This is a genomic window from Flavobacterium aquidurense, assembly GCF_002217195.1.
Lineage (GTDB): Bacteria > Bacteroidota > Bacteroidia > Flavobacteriales > Flavobacteriaceae > Flavobacterium > Flavobacterium frigidimaris.
Genome location: NZ_MUGR01000055.1, coordinates 21,698 through 39,467 on the forward strand (window position 1 = coordinate 21,698; position 17,770 = coordinate 39,467).

Below are 17,770 nucleotides of genomic sequence, written 5' to 3' on the forward strand. Positions count from 1 at the left end.
TTATCCAGACCAATAATCAGGTTAAACTGATTACTTAAAACACAACCGTTTCTGTAACAAAAATCAATTTAAGGCTACTTATCGTTTATTGAAAAGTGTTTTGTACTTTTAAATCCAAAATTGTAAATCGAAATGGCAAATCCATTAATTAAAATAACCAACATCAAACGAGATTTTGTATTAGGTAACGAAATTGTTTATGTTTTAAAAGGCATAGATTTAGAAATAAACAAAGGAGAATACGTGGCTTTAATGGGACCTTCGGGATCCGGAAAATCGACTTTAATGAATTTATTAGGTTGTTTAGATACGCCAACTTCCGGACATTATGTTTTAAACGGAAAAGATGTCAGTAAAATGAAAGACGATGAACTGGCCGAAATTCGAAACAAAGAAATCGGATTTGTATTTCAAACCTTCAATCTTTTGCCCAGAACTACCGCTTTAGACAATGTAGCCTTACCCATGATTTATGCCGGATATTCGAAATCTGAGCGTAGTGCACGTGCGATTGAGGTACTCAAACAAGTAAATCTTGCCGACAGAATGGACCATCAGCCCAATCAGCTTTCAGGAGGACAGCGTCAGCGTGTTGCCATTGCCCGCGCTTTGGTCAACAAACCTTCAATTATATTGGCCGATGAACCAACCGGAAACTTAGACAGTAAAACCTCTGTAGAAATCATGAAGCTTTTTAGCGATATTCACGCTCAGGGAAACACTGTAATCCTGGTAACACACGAAGAAGATATTGCCGCTTATGCACATCGTGTAATTCGTTTGCGTGATGGCATAATCGAAAGCGACACTACTAAATAATTTTAGATTTCAAATAAGTTTAACCGTTTATTTGTTTAATTGTTTAATCGCAAAAGGAAAAACTTAGTCACTTAGCATCTCAGCAACTTAGCAGCTTAGAAAAAAAATGAAAGTATATACAAAAACAGGAGACAAAGGAACGACAGCTCTTTTTGGAGGCACACGTGTTCCCAAAGATCATATCAGGATTGACAGTTACGGAACTGTCGACGAATTGAACTCTTATATAGGACTCATTCGCGATCAGGAAATCGATGCACATTATAAAACTATTTTAATCGAAATTCAGGATCGTCTTTTTACCGTTGGTGCTATTTTAGCCACTCCGGCAGAAAAAGAAGTCTTAAAAAACGGGGAACTTCGTTTGAAAAACCTTGGTATTATAGAAACTGACATTGAATTATTAGAGAACGAAATAGATAAAATGGAAGAAAGCCTTCCGCCAATGACTCATTTTGTTTTGCCCGGAGGTCATCCAACCGTGTCACATTGTCATATTGCGCGTTGTATTTGTCGTCGTGCAGAACGTTTGGCAGTACATTTAAGCCATAATGAGCACGTTCATGAAATCGCAATCAAGTACTTAAACCGACTTTCTGACTATCTTTTTGTCTTGGCACGGAAGTTGTCGTCAGACTTAAAAGCGGATGAAGTGAAATGGATTCCGAGAAAATGAAATTTTAGATTTCAGAGTTAAGATTTTAGATTAAGAGCTTAAAAATCTAAAATCAACAATCTAAAATCCGCAATTTATAGAGACGTTCTTAAATTTTCTTAAAATAAATCAAAATTTACTTGTCTTTTTCAGTAAAAAATTTATTTTTGCACAAACTAAACAGATAACAGATGTATTGGACATTAGAATTAGCATCTTATTTAAGTGATGCGCCATGGCCTGCTAACAAGGATGAACTTATTGACTACGCCATTAGAGCTGGTGCTCCATTAGAAGTAGTAGAAAACCTTCAATCAATCGAAGATGAAGGAGAGATATATGAATCAATGGAAGAAATTTGGCCTGATTATCCAACAGACGAAGATTATCTTTGGAATGAGGATGAATATTAAAAAATAAACCAAAGGAAAAAGTCTCATCACCGAGGCTTTTTTTTTGGTTCAAATACACATTTACATAAAAATAGAAATACCATAAATCATGAGTTTCATAAACAGTATTATTAAAGTCTTTGTAGGTGATAAATCACAGAAAGATGTCAAAGCTTTACAGCCCTATTTAAACAAAATTAAAACATTCGAAACCAGCCTTATGGGTTTGTCTCATGACGAATTGAGAGCTAGAACCGTTTATTTTAAAGAAAAAATAAAACAAGCCAGAGCTGATAAAGATGCTAAAATTGCTTCGCTTAAAGCAGAAGTAGAAAACATTGAAGACATCGACAAAAGAGAAGATCTTTATGATGCTATAGACGCTCTTGAAAAAGAGGCTTATGAAATCTCTGAGAAAACTTTATTGGAAATTCTTCCTGAAGCTTTTTCTGTTGTTAAAGAAACAGCGCGTCGTTTTAAAGACAATTCTTTTATAGAAGTTACTGCAACTCCTAAAGACCGCGAATTTTCAGCCAACAAAACATATATCACTATCGATGGTGATAAAGCTGTTTGGGCAAACAAATGGAATGCTGCCGGTAAAGAAATTACATGGGACATGATTCACTATGATGTTCAGTTAATTGGTGGTATGGTATTGCACGAAGGTAAAGTTGCCGAGATGCAAACGGGTGAAGGTAAAACTTTAGTAGCAACACTTCCGCTTTACTTAAACGCTTTGACAGGAAACGGTGTACACTTAGTAACCGTGAATGATTACCTGGCAAAACGTGATAGTACCTGGAAAGCGCCTTTATTCGAATTTCACGGTTTAACTGTTGATTGTATCGATAATCACCAGCCAAGTACAGAACAAAGAAAAAAAGCATACGACGCTGATATCACTTACGGAACCAACAACGAATTTGGTTTTGATTATTTAAGAGATAACATGGCACATTCGCCAGCAGATTTAGTACAAAGAAAACACAACTACGCTATTGTCGATGAGGTCGATTCTGTATTGATTGATGATGCAAGAACACCACTTATTATTTCCGGACCGGTTCCTCAGGGAGATCGTCATGAATTTAATGAGCTGAAACCAAAAATCGAAAACTTAGTTGCGCTTCAACGTCAACTGGCAAATGGTTTCTTAGCTGAAGCTAAAAAATTAATCAAAGAAGGAAACACAAAAGAAGGTGGTTTCTTATTATTGAGAGCTTACAGAAGTTTACCTAAAAATAAAGCATTAATTAAATTTTTGAGTGAAGAAGGAATCAAACAATTGCTTCAAAAAACTGAAAATCAATACATGCAGGATAACAATCGCGAAATGCATAAAGTGGATGAGGCTTTGTATTTTGTAATTGAAGAAAAAAACAATCAGGTAGAATTGACTGATAATGGTATTCAATACCTTTCAGGAGATACAGACCCGGACTTTTTCGTACTTCCGGATATCGGAACTGAAATTGCAGCGATCGAAAAACAAAAACTGGATAAAGACGGTGAAGCAGAAGCTAAAGAAAGATTATTCCAGGATTTTGGAGTAAAAAGCGAGCGTATCCACACCCTTACTCAACTTTTGAAAGCGTATGCTCTTTTTGAAAAAGATGTAGAATACGTGATCATGGACAATAAAATTATGATTGTCGATGAACAAACAGGCCGTATCATGGATGGACGTCGTTATTCTGACGGTCTACACCAGGCGATCGAAGCTAAAGAAAATGTAAAAATCGAAGCTGCCACACAAACTTTTGCCACTGTAACATTACAGAATTACTTTAGAATGTACAGTAAATTAGGTGGTATGACGGGTACAGCGGTTACAGAAGCTGGAGAGTTATGGCAGATTTATAAATTAGACGTTGTTGAAATTCCAACCAACCGTCCGATGTCAAGAATAGACAAAGAAGATTATATCTATAAAACTACACGTGAGAAATTCAACGCCGTAATTGATGATGTAACTGAATTATCAAATGCAGGAAGACCAGTATTGATTGGAACAACTTCTGTAGAGATTTCAGAATTATTAAGCCGAATGTTGAAAATGAGAGGCGTTAACCATAACGTTTTGAATGCTAAAATGCACAAACAGGAAGCTCAGATTGTAGAAGAAGCAGGTAAAGCCGGAGTTGTAACTATTGCAACAAACATGGCTGGTCGTGGTACGGATATTAAACTGACTCCAGAAGTAAAAGCTGCAGGAGGTTTAGCAATTATTGGTACAGAACGTCATGATTCCCGTCGTGTAGACAGACAGTTACGTGGTCGTGCAGGACGTCAGGGAGATCCGGGAAGTTCTCAGTTCTATGTTTCTCTAGAAGACAACTTAATGCGTTTATTTGGTTCTGAAAGAGTAGCCAAAGTAATGGACAGAATGGGACTTCAGGAAGGTGAAGTGATTCAGCATTCTATGATGACTAAATCTATCGAGCGTGCTCAGAAAAAAGTAGAAGAAAACAACTTTGGTGTTCGTAAACGTTTATTAGAATATGATGACGTTATGAACTCTCAACGTGAAGTAGTATACAAACGTCGTCGTCACGCCTTATTTGGTGAGCGTTTGAAACTGGATATTGCAAATATGCTTTATGATACTTGCGAATTAATCGTAAGCCAGACTAAACCAACAAATGATTTCAAAAATTTCGAATTTGACCTGATCCGTTATTTCTCTATCACGTCTCCAATTTCTGAAGCTGATTTTGCAAAATTAACAGATATCGAAATTACAGGAAAAATATACAAAGAAACTTTAGCTTTCTATACAGAAAAAACAGAACGCAGCGCAAGAGAAGCTTTCCCAATCATTAAAGGAGTTTATGAAGAGCCAAACAATCAGTTTGAGCGTATCGTAGTACCATTTACTGACGGAATCAAAACTTTGAATGTTGTTACTGACCTGAAAAAAGCATACGATAGCGAAGGTGCTCAGCTAATTGCTGATTTCGAGAAAAACATCACATTATCTATTGTTGATGAAGCCTGGAAAAAACACTTACGTAAAATGGACGAATTGAAACAATCTGTTCAATTGGCCGTTCACGAACAAAAAGATCCATTGCTTATTTACAAATTAGAAGCTTTTAATTTGTTTAGAGGAATGTTAGACAACGTAAACAAAGAAGTTATTTCATTCTTGTTCAAAGGTGATTTACCGGCTCAAAACGTACCTGAAATTCACGAAGCAAAAGAAGTTCGACAAAAAGAGAACTTCAAATTAAGCAAAGACGAAATTGTTAACAGCGAAGACATGAACCGCGAAGCTGGAGAAACACAACAACGTCAGGTTACAGAAACGATTGTAAGAGATAATCCAAAAATCAATCGTAATGATACTGTTACAATTCAGGAAGTTGCAACAGGAAGAACCGAAGAAATGAAATTTAAAAAAGCAGAAACTTTAATCGCTTCCGGCGCTTGGGTTCTTGTTAAATAAGTCACATTTTACAGTCGCTGTTTTCAGTTGCTATACAAACTGAAAACTGTGGCAGAGACTCAACACCAAAATATCTCCAATTACAAATGTAGTTGGGGATATTTTTTTTTAGAAAAAACTGAAAATCATTCGTTATAAAACGAATAAAATGTATTTTTGCTCCCAAAACAACGAAATCAAATCTTGAAGAAGTTTATTATCATAGTACTTTCTTGTATGCTTCTGGTGCCATCATTTGGCAGTTTCTTTGTTTATACCTCATTCAAATTAAATCAGGACGAAATTTCGAAAACCATTTGTGTGCAGCGCAAAATGCTTTTTAATTCCTGTAACGGCCGATGCGAACTTCAAAAAAGTTTGAAAAAATACGCCGACAACGAGAAGAAAATGCAAAACAATCTAAAAGAAAAAGTAGAGATTGTTTACCTTCAAAATACAATTACCACCGAATTCAAATTAGCAACTCCTATAGAATCCAAAGCAGAACTTTTTGCTACACTGGATGCAAAACCTATTTCGGTTTCGATTGCTACTTTTCGCCCTCCATCCTATTTTATATAATTTTTTAAACTGCATTTCAATTTCTTATTGAGATCATTATTTCGTTGTTCCAAAAACAATGAAATCGTGCTCACGCACACTTAAATTTTAAAATTATATAAAATTCATAAAATGAAAAATACTTTATACAAAGCACTTGCTGTTGTAGCAATTGCTGTAGCCCTGACTTCATGTTCGAACGACGATAATAAAAATGATACTTCAGGATCAGGAAGTTTAGTGTTAGAATATGACAACGGTTTTGGCGCAAACGATTTGATTCTAAACACGCAAGGCAATACCACTTCGAACAACGAAGTATTAAAAATAAGCTTAGTAAAATATATTGTGAGCAATGTAGTTTTAACAAAAGCTGACGGAACTACCTTAGTTTACCCAAAAAGCAAAAGCTACTTTATTGCTGACGAAGGTGCCGCAGACGGACACGAATTTAAACTTACCGATATTCCTGCCGGAGATTACGTAAAAGTAAAATTTGGGATTGGAGTCGATGAAGACCAATGGAAATTAGGTGCTGCCGGACAAGGAGATTTTCTTGCGCAGGCTGACAAGGCGGGAATGTTGTGGTCTTGGGCTGCTGGTTATAAATTTCTTGCTTTCGAGGGAACTTTTACTTCGCCTACAGTTACTACTCCAACGCCTTTTATGATTCATACCGGGAAAACCGGAACAGATTATAACTATACTGAAGTGACACTTGATTTACCAACAAAAGCATTGGTTCGTACTACCATTACCCCAACAATTCATTTCAAAATCGATTTGTCTAAAATCATTGACGGAGCCAACAAAATCAAACTGTCTGACAACAATGCAGGCGGAATGGGCGCCATGATTATGGGCGGAGCAAACTTGCCTCTGATCACCCAAAACATCTCGACTATGTTTAAGGTAGACCACGTACATAACGACTAATTCTATTTTAAGGAGCACAAAAGTTTCGATTTACCAGAAATAGCGTCCCGCTATCGGCTTTATCTTTTTTATCAGCCACGGCTGACAAAAAAGGATATCGCCTCTATCGGGGCTAAACCAGAACTTTTTGTACTTCTAATCATCCAAAGAACAATTGCGGCAAAGAACTACTCGATTATAATTTGTGCCCATTCGTGCAATTAGTAGCAAAAAAAATCTGCCTGTTCTTTATAAATAAAAAAATCATGGTGAAAATAAAACATTTTCTATGGCTGATGATTCCGTTGTTATGGAGCTGCTCTGATCAGGATGACGAATATGTAAATGTGCCTTTAGAATTTACTGTTCCGTCAAACTTTCCTGCTCTGGCCTACAATATTGCACAGAATCCACCAACAGAAAAAGGATTTGAACTGGGTAAAAAACTATTTTACGACGGGCGTTTAGCGTCGGATGGAGTTGTTTCCTGCGGGTTTTGTCACATACAAGCCAACGCCTTTACGCATCACGGACACACTGTAAGTCATGGTGTAGACAATGCGCAAGGAACCCGAAATACACCGTCGATCCAGAATCTGGCCTATCAGACTACATTTATGTACGACGGATCTGCAGACCATCTCGACTTACAGCCTATAATTCCGATTACGAGTATTATAGAAATGAACGGAAACCTGAACGACATCTTAAAAATGATGAAAGCGGACAAAGTCTATCAAAAACTATTTGGACAAGCTTTTGACGATGGCGCCATTACAACCGAAAATATGCTGAAAGCACTTTCGCAGTTTATGGTGATGGTTACGTCATCTAATTCTAAATTCGACAAATACAGACGAAATGAAGCTGGCGGAACTTTAACAACAGATGAATTGGCAGGTTATGATCTGTTTAAATCAAAATGTGCTTCGTGCCACGCCACAGATTTACAAACTGATAATTCATTTCGCAACAATGGTCTGGCTGTAAACCCAATGGTCAATGATGTTGGCCGTTATAAACTGACTGAATTGGCCAGTGATTATTACAAATTCAAAGTTCCTAGTTTACGAAATGTAGAAGTTTCAGGACCTTATATGCACGACGGAAGGTTCGGAACTCTCGAAGGTGTTTTAGATCATTATGCAAGCGGAATCGAAAACTCAGCAACTCTGGATCCGATATTAAAACAGAACGGCAAATTTGGAATTTCGCTTTCTGATACTGATAAAAAACAAATCATAGCTTTCCTGAAAACATTGACGGACAATCAATATTTAACGGATAAACGTTTCTCAGAATATTAAAAAAACAGCCCAGAGATTGTACGGATTTTACTGATCGACACCGATTAAAATATAATTGAAATCACTTTCACCTGTGGCAAAAAATAAAAGTATAATAAAAAACGGAGTCCTAGCCCCGATAGAGGCGGCATCCTTTTTTGAGGCGATTTTTCTTCGCCTTAAAAAAGATACAGCCGAAAGCGGGATCAGCTCCTAAAAAATACCAAAATGAAAAAGATAATAGTAATGTTTGCACTTTTGGCTGGATTTTCGGCCTTTAGTTTTACCGTAAAAGATAGTATTTCGGGCTTTACGTTTCAGCGTTTGGCGATGATGGAAGATTTTGATTGTGATGCCTGCGGCTGTTCGGCAAGTGGCGGAAGCATGGGTTTTGGATCGATGCTAAATAACAATTTTGTCGGTTTGAGATATCTTAAACAAAGCTATAAGAGCCGCGACGGAATCTTTGCCAATTCGCCCTGGATTGCTGAAGATTTTAATACGATTCAGGCCTGGGCAAGAATTCCTGTAACGGATAAAATCCAGATTTCGGCATTGGTTCCGTATCATTTTAATAAAAGAGCTTTGACTGCAGGAACTGAAAATATCGAAGGTTTGGGTGATATTACCGTAATGGCTTTATATACAGTTTTTGAAACTCAAAAAGACAGTACGTTTTTTACGCACAAAGTAAATCTTGGCGGTGGTGTAAAACTTCCAACAGGGAAATTTACTGAAGCCAATAATTTAGGCAGTGTCAACCAGAGTTTTCAGTTGGGAACCGGAAGCTGGGATTTTCCCGTAGTTTCTGAATATGTGGTAAAGCATAAAAACCTGGGATTAAACACCACGCTTAATTACATCTTTAAAACCGAAAACAGCAAAAACTATCAATACGGTGATCAGTTTAATTATGCAGGAACGTTCTTTTATCTGTTCGATTTAAAATCAATTCAGATTGTTCCACAAGCCGGATTAGCAGGCGAAGTCTATCAAACTAATAAACAGTACAATCTGGATTTACCCAATACAGCGGGCGATATTCTGTTTAGCAAATTTGGCGTCGAAGCCGGAAAAGATAAATTTTCGGTTGGGTTAAATGTGATGCTTCCAATCAATCAAAACTTGTCAAGCGGCAATATGGAGGCGAATTACAGATGGAGTGTAAATCTGAATTATACACTGTAATTTTTAAAACAGAATAAAAAAACGAAACAAACTTTGAAAAAAATCATTATCATATTACTTTCCTGTATGCTTTTGGTGCCATCATTTGGCAGTTTCTTTGTTTATACTACATTCAAATTAAATCAGGAAGAGATTTCGAAAACCATTTGTGTACAGCGAAAAATGGTTTTTAATTCTTGTAACGGACGATGCGAACTTCAAAAAAGTTTAAAGAAATATTCCGACAACGAGAAAAGAATGCAAGACAATCTAAAAGAAAAAGCAGAAGTAATTTATATTCAGAATATTGCTTTAAATCCTTTCAAATTAGTCGCGCCAATAAAATCGCGAAAAGCCATTTTTGCTTATTTCGATAAAAAACCAATTTCGGTTTCAAATGCTACTTTTCATCCTCCCTCCTGTTTCATATAAATTTTAGTCCCGCTTTTCAATTCTTTTGAAACGCTTTTACTCGTATTCTACCCAAAGAATACCGGTTACTTTTTAAAATTTATATCATTTAAAATGAAGAAAATATATTTCGCCCTTTTAATTATTGGGCAATGCGTCTTAGCACAAAATAAAACAGAAAAAGACACCACAAAATCTCAGGAACTGGATAATGTTTTTATAACAGCCAACAGAACCGCTACTTTACGCAAAGAAACTCCGGTTGCCATTAGCAAAATAACCGCTAAAACAATTAATGAAACCAAAGCCACAGCGGTTTACGAGATCATCAATAAAACACCGGGGGTTTTAATGGTCAATTTAGGAAACGAACAGCACATGATGTCGATTCGCCAGCCTATGACCACCAATGCTTATTATTTGTATCTCGAAGATGGCCTGCCAATTCGCCCAATGGGAATCTTTAATCACAATGCTTTATTAGAAATTAATCAGTTTAACATACAAAGTATTGAGGTGGTCAAAGGTCCGGTTTCTTCTTTGTACGGCCCGGAAGCGGTTGGCGGAACGATCAATTTAATTTCGCTAAAACCACCTGTTGATCCGGAATTTAAATTTGGAGTTCAGGCTGATAATTATGGCTACAGAAGATTTCAGGCCGCAGGTGGCGCAACGATCGGGAAAGTTGGTTTTCATATTGCCGGAATTTCGAGTCTGCAGGAAAATGGCTGGATGACGTATTCTGATTATAATAAAGACAACCTGAATGCCCGAATCGATTATAACATCTCCTCTTCTACCCGATTGATCAGTAATACGATGTACGGCAAATATTATTCTGATATGAGCGGAACAGTCAACGAAGACGCTTTTAATAACAGAACCTATCAAAGTACTTCTGATTTTACTTATAGAAAATCTCAGGCTTTACGCACCCGACTAACACTGGAACATGACTGGAACAGTAATTCGAGCAGCTATATTACCGGCTATTTACGCGACAACAAATTAGGTCAAAATCCTTCGTACGGAATCAGATGGAGTCCAACTGTAAATCCTGCAACGGCAAAAGGCGAAGTAAATTCGAATAACTTTAAAAGTTATGGCGCTATTGGGCAGCACACTCAAAAATTCAATTTTCTAAATGCGAAATTGGTTGCAGGAGCTTTATACGATTATTCTCCCGTAACCTATTGGTCGTATATTATTGATCTGAAAGCCAATCTAAATCCAGGAGAAACCGGCAAACAAACCGTAAATTCTTATGAGATTGTTGCAGAACATCCGGACTCAAAACTAGCCGATTATTCTGCTGATATTTTTAATAGTGCGGGTTATGCGCAGTTGAGTTTTAATCCGATAGAGAAGTTGATTGTCACAATTGGAGGCCGTTACGATAATATGAAAGTGAATTACGAAAATGCCTTAGACAATTCTACCGGAAGTAAACTTTATGACAAAATGACTTTTAAAGCCGGTGCCAATTACAATCCGTTTGAATTTGCAGGTTTTTATGGCAATTATTCACAAGGTTTTGCGCCTCCCGGAATTACCTCTATTTTTAGAACAAAACCCGGAACTGGCGGAACAACAGGCATTCCTGCTGATTTTTATTATAATCTCGAACCCGCTACTTTCAACAATTACGAGGTCGGCGGATGGTTTTCCTTTCTTCAAAACAAACTAAATTTTGACTATGCTTTGTATTATATGGAAGGTAAAAACGAATTACTAAACATCAAACTGGCAGACAATTCAACTGATTATCGTTCGGCCGGAGAAACACGTCATAAAGGAGTTGAGTTTGGCGCTTCGTACCGTCCGTCGAAACAATTCAATATTCGTCTTGGCGGAACTTATGCGCAACACACTTATATCGATTTTAAACTTTCGGACAAACCAAGCGATCCTGTTCAGGATTTAAACGGAAAAGAAATGCCGGCGGCACCCAAATGGTCCGGAAATTCTGAGGTAAGTTACTACCCCAACTGGCTCCCGAATTTTAGAACATCTGTAGAATGGCAGCTCGTGGGAAGTTATTATCAGGATCAGATCAACACGATAAAATATAGCGGTTATAATATATTCAACGCCAGAGTGGGTTACCAATGGAAAAAAATTGAAGTATACGGAAATGTACTAAACCTAACCGATAAATTATACGCTTATAATGTTTCGAGAGCGAATACAACAAATGCTCAGCCCACTTATACAGCAGCGGCGCCAAGAACTTTTGTCTTTGGAATACAGTATAATTTTTCATTAAAAAAATAAGTTTCTGCCAATATTTTTTTGCCACAGATTAAAAAGATTAACACAGATTATTTAAAAAAAATCATTCTAATCCTGTAATCTGTGGAAAAAAACATCAATAAATCATAAGAACAAGAATATGAGCAAAGAAATAAACAAAGCCAAAAAGTCCAGAAAAAAAGACTCTAAGTTGGTCAAGAAAATCAAACAGCACATGTACAAATGGCATCGTGCGATTGGGTTAGTTACCATTATTCCGGTGATATTCTGGACACTTTCAGGATTGATGCATCCGTTTATGGCGCATTTTTTTAAACCTGAAATCGCACACGAAAAACTCGAAGCGCAAGTAATTGATAAAAGTCAGCTGCACTTTTCGATTCAGGAAGTTTTAGAGAAAAACGAACTAACGCAATTCAAAAATTTCAGAATCGTTAGCTTCAACAATAAAACCTATTATCAGCTAAAAACTATAATTGGTGAATTACGGTATTTTGATGCCTCGACAGCTGAAAAACTGGAAAATGGAGATCAGAAATATGCCGAATGGCTTTCGCGTTATTTCCTCGATGATCAAAAAAGTGCCGTAAAAAAGAGCGAAGTCGTAACTGAATTTACTTCTCAGTACAAATATGTCAATCGCTATTTACCCGTTTATAAATTAAGTTTCAATCGTACCGATGCCATGCAGGTTTATGTAGAAACCTCTTCCGGCAAACTGGCAACTTATAATCCAACATCACGACAAGCATTTATTTGGTTTTTTGATACGTTTCATAACTGGTCGTTTATCGACGCAATATCAAACAATAGTGTCCGCATTATCACAATGATATTTTTATTATCCATCATTGGATTTTCGGCCCTGAGCGGAATTTTAATTTATGGACTGCTTTGGAAACAGTTCAAAAAGACAGATAGCTTACAACCTAAAAAAGGCCTTAGAAAATACCATCGCCAAATTGGGATCTGGGTTTCGCTTTTTACTCTGACATTTGCTTTTAGTGGTGCGTATCACGCCACAACAAAATGGAGTCCCTACACTTTATCGCAAATGGTTTATGAACCCACATTCGAAACCAAAGAAATTCCGGTTGCCAACAATAAGCTGGATTTAGACTGGAGCCGTTTTCAAAACGCGAGTATTATTACTTTAAATGATACTACATATTATCGTTGTGAATTGCTTGAAAAGAAGAAATTCAAAACATCGAAATCAGATTCAAATTCGAAATGGAATAAAAAAGACGATCCAAAATCTGAAGTAATTTACATTAATGCTGCAACTAACAAAGCTGCACCAAATCTGGACTTCCATTATGCTGAATTTCTCGCTTATTATTTTACAGACGGAGCGCCTAAACTTGCTTGTTGCGAAATGGATGAGGGTTCAGATGAACCTCATACTTCTTTAGAAAACGTAAAATTATTAGATTCTAAACTCTTAACTGATTTTAATAGTCGCGAATATGGCTTTGTAAACAAAAGATTACCTGTTATAAAACTGGCTTATGACACCCCGGAAAAAACGACTTATTTTATCGAAACTGCCACTTCAAGATTGGCCGCCATAGTTAAAGGCTCAGATATGATCGAAGGATATTCTTTTGCCATTTTACATAAATTTTTATTTATGGATTGGGCAGGAAAAAACATTCGGGATCTGACAATGGTTGTAGCTGCATTAACCATTTTGATTGTTAGTGTTCTGGGATTTATTTTGTTTTTGAAGAAATAGAAAAGAATTCAACTCAATTCATCCCTTTGCAATTTTATGCCGAGGGATTTTTCTTATATTTGCTTCCAATTTATTTTAATTAAAATTGAAAAGAAATCTAAGCCTTTTATTACCTATTTTATGGATTCTGTGTTTCAGCTATTTTTTCATATTAATGATTAAGATTACCTGGCAATATATTCCAATTGATAATAATGTTGCTTTTCTTCAAATCAAACAAACCGAGATTACTCAAATTCCGTTTTATTATCCTATATTTTATGTGCATGTATATTCGTCGATCTTTGTTTTGCTTGCCGGATTTTTTCAATTTAGCAGTACACTCTTAAAAAAGTTTCCCGTAACACATCGAAATATTGGAAAGTTTTATGTTTTTACAGTGCTTTTTTTAAGTGCACCTTCGGGTTTATTTATCGGTCTTTTTGCAAACGGGGGAATTTACTCTAAAGTTTCTTTTATTAGCTTGTCGATTTTGTGGTTTTACTTTACCATTAAAGGTTTTACCGCTATAAAAAACAGAAAAGTCACCAACCATAAGGCATTTATGTTACGAAGTTTTGCCTTGACCTTTTCGGCCATCACATTGCGTTTTTGGAAGATTATTCTTGTATATTTGTTTCACCCGCCACCAATGGACGTTTATCAGATAATAGCGTGGCTTGGCTGGATTCCGAATTTACTAATCGTTGAATACTATATTTATAACCAATTAAAAAAATGAAAAAACTTTTTTGTTTATCACTTCTTGTAGTGCTTTTTTCCTGTAAAGAAAATAAAACCACCAAAAATAAAGCTAAAGCGCCCGAAGAAAAAGAAATCTTAACAGAATTATACGGTTCCTGGGTGGGCGAGTTTATTGTAAAAGAACGCGATAAAAGCAAAGAAGAGAAGGAAATGTACAGCAATAAAATCAATATTGTAATAAAAAAGATAACGGAAAATAAAGTTATTGGACAAAGTATTGTAGCGGGTAATAACAGGCCTCTCGAAGGAAAAATGACTAAAACCGGAAATAAAGTTCATTTTATACTAAAGGAACCCGGAGATGATAAAAACGATGGTGTTTTTGATTTTGAAATAGAAGACAACACGCTAATGAAAGGAATATGGGTAGCCAATAATCCTAAAAAAGAAGTTTCTGAAAGGAGTTTTGAACTTACTAAAAAAGATTTTAAGTACGATCCTGATGTAATGCTCTCGGAAGGAGAAATGTATGTTGATTATTTAAATCCTAAAACACAAAAAAACGAAGAAGAAGGTGAAGAATACAGTGAAGATACTTACAGGATAGCATCTCCTGCTGTACATACCATAAATTCATCAACACAAAAACTAGACGAATCAGACGTTAAAAACCTAAAAAAACTGGACTTAGAAATCCTTAGAAATACTATTTATGCAAGACATGGACTTACTTTTAAAGCAAAAAAAGTACGTCAGTTTTTTGATCGTGTCGATTGGTACATTCCAATTTCAAGTGATGTAAGTAGTGAACTTACATCAACAGAACAACAAAACATAGTTTTACTAAAACGTTTTGAAAAATATGCCGAAGACAACTATGACACCTTTGGGAGATAAATCTTTTTAGCCAAGAACTGCAAGAGTTTTCTACTAATTATTTATCGTGTTTTTTGAAGAAGCAACAATATTGTCAAATCGGGCAGAGTCGAGATTCTTTTGAATTTATAAGGGTTTCGACTCCGCTCAACTGACAATAATATTAAGGTTCTAAGTTTTTTTTCTTAGCAACTTATTTGGGATTCTCTTCAAAATAGCGCGCCTCAATTCGTTTAATATCTTTAATCGAATTCTTAGCCCACGCTAAACGTTTCTCCAGAATTTCATCTTCTGATAAATGCCAGTTGATAGCTGATTTTTGCAATCTGTTTGTCAGGTTCTGAATGATGATGGCAGCAGAAACAGAAATATTTAGACTCTCTGTAAAACCAACCATTGGTATTTTAAGAAAACCATCTGCTTTTTCCAGAATCTCTTCTGACAAACCGTCTCTTTCTGTTCCAAAAAACAAGGCACTTGGTTTTGTAATATCAAAATCCTCCAGCAAGCAATCATTTTCGTGAGGTGTTGTGGCAATAATTTGATATCCCTGCTCCTTTAAAGTCGAAATACAATTGGTAACAGAATCGAACTGATTGATGTCTACCCATTTTTGGGCACCCATTGCAATTTCTTTATCGATCTTTTTTCCGTAACGTTGTTCGATAACATTCAGTTCCTGAATCCCAAAAACCTCACAACTACGCATAACAGCGCTTGTATTGTGCATCTGAAAAACATCTTCTACAACAACTGTAAAATGCTTTGTACGATTTCCGAGTACTTTTAAGAATCTTTCTTTACGGTTGTCAGTTAATATATTTTCAAGAAAAGCGAGGTAATCTAAATCAATCATTTTATTCGTGTTTGCCGCAAAAATACACCATAATTAAAACAGAAAGAAATTTCACCTCAATTTTCAACTGTCTTAATAGTTAACTAAGCTGTTATTCAGTTTTTCATGCAAAATTTCGAGCTTCGAAAAATCGATCTTCAAAGTTTCTTCTTTAAACTGATCTCCGGCAAAAACAGCACTTTCATTTTTAGAATGTCTTTTTAAGCGATCGTACATTTTTTCAAGTTCGCCATTCGAATACTGAACATTTATAAATGATACAAACTTCTCAACAACGGCTCTCATTCCTTCATTATAATTGAGCATTACAACATTTTGATCCATTTCGTAAAAATCAAGAAACCCCTGAAAATATTTCTCTAGAACTAATCCGCCATATTGCTGAAAACTTAAGTCGTGAACTTCTTTTACCGAAATCCCAAAAATTTGAGAAGGCAATAGATTAGGAACCATGTGCATTCCCATCATTTTCTGATGTGATTTTAAAACTTCTGTTGGGTTTCTGTACAGTAAAGCAAAAGGTATATCAGTAAAAATTGATCTTAAATATGCCGACTTAAAAATATGCCAGGCATCGAGTTTTATAATTAAATGCTTTTGTTCAGGAAATCTTTTTTGTCCCAGTAATTTTAATACTGATTGTATTAGCGACGTTTTTTTCTCCAAGCTAAAAAGATCACTTCTCAAAATTTGATCGATAATTGGCGCTTCAGAAATCATTATATTTTCTGAAGAAGTTGCTAAAGATTGGCTCAACATGGTAGAACCGCATCTGGACACATGAAAAACCAAAGATTTTAATTCAACTGAAATCAGTTCATTAGACCAATCTATAAGATTTTCTACCGTACTTACTACTTTACATTGCTTCGAATTATAAGCATGGCTTTTGCATTTTGCTATACTTTCATCAAAAAACGGATCGGCCAATTTTAAGTTTGCCAAATAAATCCATTCGAAATAAATCTCATTGTCTTTTTCGATTAACTTAACAGGAATCCAGTTGAAAAGTGGATGATTTATATTTTCCATTTTATGATTTTATTTTGATTGTAGATCTGCAATGATTTTAGCTCCGGCTTCTGACGGATTTCGGGAAAGCTCCGCAATAATCTGCTGTTTTAGTTCATCTGAATACTGATTCTCTTTGGATGATTCATTTATATTAAAACCCATTTTAGTAAACAATTCATCAGACCAATCGTTTCTTATGCAATCGAGTGTGAAATGTATACGTGGTTCAGCACTTTTGTTTTCTACGCTATGCGGAAGCTGAAAATTGGCGTACCAGCACTCTCCCCTTTTCATGGGAACACGTTTTTTATCGACATAAAAAAATACATCATCGTTCGTTACAATAGGAATATGAATTCTAAAAAAACCATCTTCATAAGAGGTATCATTATCAACATGCTCTTTAATTTCGCTTTGAGGATCTAATCGAAGCAATCTGACTGCTTCTTTATCACATTCAAACCAATCCATAATTTCTTTAAAATAATCACAGCGATCTAATAAACTCGTATTTTTATACGTTGCATTTGCAAAAGACATAATATCGTTTGACAAACCAGATTGCGATCTTAAAGAAATACTTGTCCAGTTTCCCTCGTATCTATTGGTATTAAAATGTGGTGTCCATAAATCATTTTCACATATTACAAGATCTTCTTGCAATTTATCTATCGAAAACGAAATGGGAAGTTGACTTGATGAAGGATTCATAT

At 35.8% G+C, this 17,770-nt stretch carries 16 protein-coding genes; 13 read left to right on the forward strand and 3 right to left on the reverse strand.

Features of this window, described 5'->3' with window-relative positions; all coding sequences use genetic code 11:
• The first annotated feature begins 132 nt into the window (after positions 1–132).
• From B0A67_RS22480 to B0A67_RS22540, 13 genes are all read left to right on the forward strand, one after another.
• Complete coding sequence (locus tag B0A67_RS22480; protein WP_072961717.1) at positions 133–819, forward strand: ABC transporter ATP-binding protein; 687 nt, start codon at positions 133–135, stop codon at positions 817–819.
• Between the two features lie 106 nt (positions 820–925).
• Entirely contained in the window at positions 926–1,495 is a 570-nt protein-coding gene (locus tag B0A67_RS22485; RefSeq protein ID WP_072961720.1) for a cob(I)yrinic acid a,c-diamide adenosyltransferase, read from the forward strand.
• Between the two features lie 170 nt (positions 1,496–1,665).
• Positions 1,666–1,887, forward strand: coding sequence for a DUF2795 domain-containing protein (locus B0A67_RS22490; RefSeq protein ID WP_007138072.1), 222 nt, complete (start codon positions 1,666–1,668; stop codon positions 1,885–1,887).
• Between the two features lie 88 nt (positions 1,888–1,975).
• The gene (secA, locus tag B0A67_RS22495; protein WP_072961723.1) at positions 1,976–5,317 is read left to right on the forward strand and encodes a preprotein translocase subunit SecA; all 3,342 of its coding nucleotides are present in this window, start codon (positions 1,976–1,978) and stop codon (positions 5,315–5,317) included.
• A gap of 183 nt (positions 5,318–5,500) precedes the next feature.
• On the forward strand, positions 5,501–5,878 hold the full coding sequence (locus tag B0A67_RS22500; RefSeq protein ID WP_242671009.1) for a hypothetical protein: 378 nt from the start codon (positions 5,501–5,503) through the stop codon (positions 5,876–5,878).
• Positions 5,879–5,989: 111 nt separating this feature from the next.
• A complete protein-coding gene (locus B0A67_RS22505) occupies positions 5,990–6,793 on the forward strand; it encodes an MbnP family protein (RefSeq protein ID WP_072961727.1) in 804 nt (267 codons plus the stop codon).
• Between the two features lie 245 nt (positions 6,794–7,038).
• Complete coding sequence (locus B0A67_RS22510) at positions 7,039–8,079, forward strand: cytochrome-c peroxidase (RefSeq protein WP_072961978.1); 1,041 nt, start codon at positions 7,039–7,041, stop codon at positions 8,077–8,079.
• 207 nt (positions 8,080–8,286) lie between these two features.
• The gene (locus tag B0A67_RS22515) at positions 8,287–9,246 is read left to right on the forward strand and encodes a transporter family protein (RefSeq protein ID WP_072961730.1); all 960 of its coding nucleotides are present in this window, start codon (positions 8,287–8,289) and stop codon (positions 9,244–9,246) included.
• 33 nt (positions 9,247–9,279) lie between these two features.
• Positions 9,280–9,657 (forward strand): hypothetical protein, encoded by a 378-nt coding sequence (locus B0A67_RS22520; protein ID WP_242671010.1) that lies wholly within the window; start codon positions 9,280–9,282, stop codon positions 9,655–9,657.
• A gap of 93 nt (positions 9,658–9,750) precedes the next feature.
• Complete coding sequence (locus B0A67_RS22525) at positions 9,751–11,910, forward strand: TonB-dependent receptor (protein ID WP_072961733.1); 2,160 nt, start codon at positions 9,751–9,753, stop codon at positions 11,908–11,910.
• A 118-nt stretch (positions 11,911–12,028) separates the two neighbouring features.
• Positions 12,029–13,627: a PepSY-associated TM helix domain-containing protein gene (locus B0A67_RS22530; RefSeq protein ID WP_072961735.1), complete on the forward strand. Its 1,599-nt coding sequence runs from the start codon at positions 12,029–12,031 to the stop codon at positions 13,625–13,627.
• A 154-nt stretch (positions 13,628–13,781) separates the two neighbouring features.
• Positions 13,782–14,348 (forward strand): DUF2306 domain-containing protein, encoded by a 567-nt coding sequence (locus B0A67_RS22535; RefSeq protein ID WP_084074575.1) that lies wholly within the window; start codon positions 13,782–13,784, stop codon positions 14,346–14,348.
• Positions 14,345–15,208 (forward strand): YARHG domain-containing protein, encoded by an 864-nt coding sequence (locus tag B0A67_RS22540; RefSeq protein ID WP_207557379.1) that lies wholly within the window; start codon positions 14,345–14,347, stop codon positions 15,206–15,208. The genes B0A67_RS22535 and B0A67_RS22540 overlap by 4 nt, the downstream gene beginning before the upstream one ends.
• Positions 15,209–15,380: 172 nt before the next feature.
• On the opposite strand, the gene B0A67_RS22545 is transcribed toward B0A67_RS22540, so the two are convergent.
• The 3 genes from B0A67_RS22545 to B0A67_RS22555 form a co-directional block, all read right to left on the reverse strand.
• A complete protein-coding gene (locus B0A67_RS22545; RefSeq protein WP_072961743.1) occupies positions 15,381–16,043 on the reverse strand; it encodes a TrmH family RNA methyltransferase in 663 nt (220 codons plus the stop codon).
• Between the two features lie 72 nt (positions 16,044–16,115).
• Positions 16,116–17,075, reverse strand: coding sequence for a sulfotransferase family protein (locus tag B0A67_RS22550; protein WP_072961746.1), 960 nt, complete (start codon positions 17,073–17,075; stop codon positions 16,116–16,118).
• 9 nt (positions 17,076–17,084) lie between these two features.
• Positions 17,085–17,768 carry an aspartyl/asparaginyl beta-hydroxylase domain-containing protein gene (locus tag B0A67_RS22555; RefSeq protein WP_072961749.1) on the reverse strand — a complete coding sequence of 228 codons (684 nt, stop codon included), beginning with the start codon at positions 17,766–17,768 and terminating at the stop codon, positions 17,085–17,087.
• Positions 17,769–17,770: the final 2 nt, after the last annotated feature.